Consider the following 1,629-nt stretch of genomic DNA (forward strand, 5'->3'; position numbering starts at 1 on the left):
TAGTGAACAATTATTTTACTTATTAATGGCAGGAGTATTTGCTAGTATAGGACAATTTGGAATAACAATTGCATATAAGTATGCACCAGCAAAAGAAATATCTATTTTTGATTATTCCAATATTTTATTTTCTGCTATTATCAGCTTCATAATATTTAGGGTATTGCCAGATTTACTAAGTTTTATTGGATATTTTATTATTTTTGCTTCATCTTATTATATGTTTATTTATAATAAGAAGTTAGATAAAGTTGAAAAAAGTAATTAAGATAATTATTTTTTTATTTATATATTTAACTATAAATTAAATATATAAATAAAGCCTCTCATACAGAGAGGCTTTATTTTATCCTAATATTTTTTTTACCATAGGATTAATTTTTGATTTATCAAATTTACCATTTACCTTTGGCATAATTTCTTTCATTATCTTTCCCATATCAGATGAAGCATAATTACCATTTGTAATTATTTCTCTAAGCATAGTTTCAACTTCTTCATCTGCAAGTTGTGCAGGTAGATAAGGAGTTAATAAGTTAATAGCAAAATTTCCTTCATTAATTTTATCATTATCATTTAATTGTATAGCATATTGAAGAGCTTCTTTAAGCTGTTTAATTTGTTTTTCTATAATTCTCAAAACATCTTCATCTGAAATATCTTTTCTTTCATTAACTTCAAATGCTTTTATTTCTGAATTAACTAATCTTAAAACACTAACAGTTGCTTTATCTCTAGCTTTCATAGCAGCTATTTCGTTTTTCTTTAATTCCTCTTTTAACATATTACTTTCACCTCACTAGAATATTCTTAATAAACAATGTCGTTTATCTCTGTTAAAATTATATACTTTAAGGAATATTATTGCAAGAAAACTAATAATAAGTAAAATTCTAATTTAAAAATAAAGTTTTACCAATTGCTATACATTTAGAATTAGCACCATGACCTAACTCATTTGTTTTGGCTATAGGAAGATCAGGATTATTTATTTTTCTTAAAATTATATTTATAACTTCTTCTTCAGAAAAGTCCTTTTCTAATTCTGTAAATGAACCTAGTAAAATCCCATTAATATTAGTAAAAGCTCCAATTTGCTTATATTGTGTTAGAAATGTAGAAATTTTATTAATATCTCCACTTAAAGCTTCAAGAAAAAGTATTTTACCATTGAAACTTGGAATAAATTTTGTTCCAGCTAATTTTAAAAAACATCTAATATTTCCTCCAACTACTTCTCCCATCATGGACTTTCCTTGAAGCCATTTGTAAGAAAATTTGAATAAATCATTATTTCCTTCTAAAATACTATTTTTGAAATTTATAATTTGATTCTCAGAGTCTTCTCTTATAAGATTTCTTAATTGGTAATTATAATTGATAGTATTTGATTTTGTTAGTAAAGCATTTAAAATTACACTTAAGTCACTATAGCCAAAAAAAGGCTTATTGCATGTAGAGATAAATTCATAATCTAAAAAGTCAAGAATTTCATTACATAAATCACCACCTGACAAATCGAATATGGCATTTATAGTATTATCTTTATAAAAATTCATAAGCTCTTTAGCTCTTATTTCATGAGAATAAGAGTTATTATTTTCATCTTTATATGAATGAATTTGATAA

General features: G+C 24.1%; 3 protein-coding genes. 1 reads left to right on the forward strand and 2 read right to left on the reverse strand.

The window, feature by feature from the left end:
* Positions 1–268 (forward strand): EamA family transporter (locus A500_RS18680; RefSeq protein ID WP_016209140.1); only part of this gene is annotated, 268 nt, incomplete at its 5' end.
* A gap of 78 nt (positions 269–346) precedes the next feature.
* Here A500_RS18680 and A500_RS18685 read toward each other — a convergent pair.
* A complete protein-coding gene (locus tag A500_RS18685; protein ID WP_016209141.1) occupies positions 347–784 on the reverse strand; it encodes a GatB/YqeY domain-containing protein in 438 nt (145 codons plus the stop codon).
* Positions 785–893: 109 nt separating this feature from the next.
* Positions 894–1,629 (reverse strand): LD-carboxypeptidase (locus A500_RS18690; RefSeq protein WP_016209142.1); only part of this gene is annotated, 736 nt, incomplete at its 5' end.

The sequence above is a fragment of the Clostridium sartagoforme AAU1 genome, from assembly GCF_000401215.1.
Taxonomy (GTDB): domain Bacteria; phylum Bacillota; class Clostridia; order Clostridiales; family Clostridiaceae; genus Clostridium; species Clostridium sartagoforme.

Excerpts from the sequence above, each read along its gene's own strand:
- A500_RS18685 (WP_016209141.1), bottom strand. The coding sequence starts at position 784 with ATGTTAAAAGAGGAATTAAAGAAAAACGAAATAGCTGCTATGAAAGCT.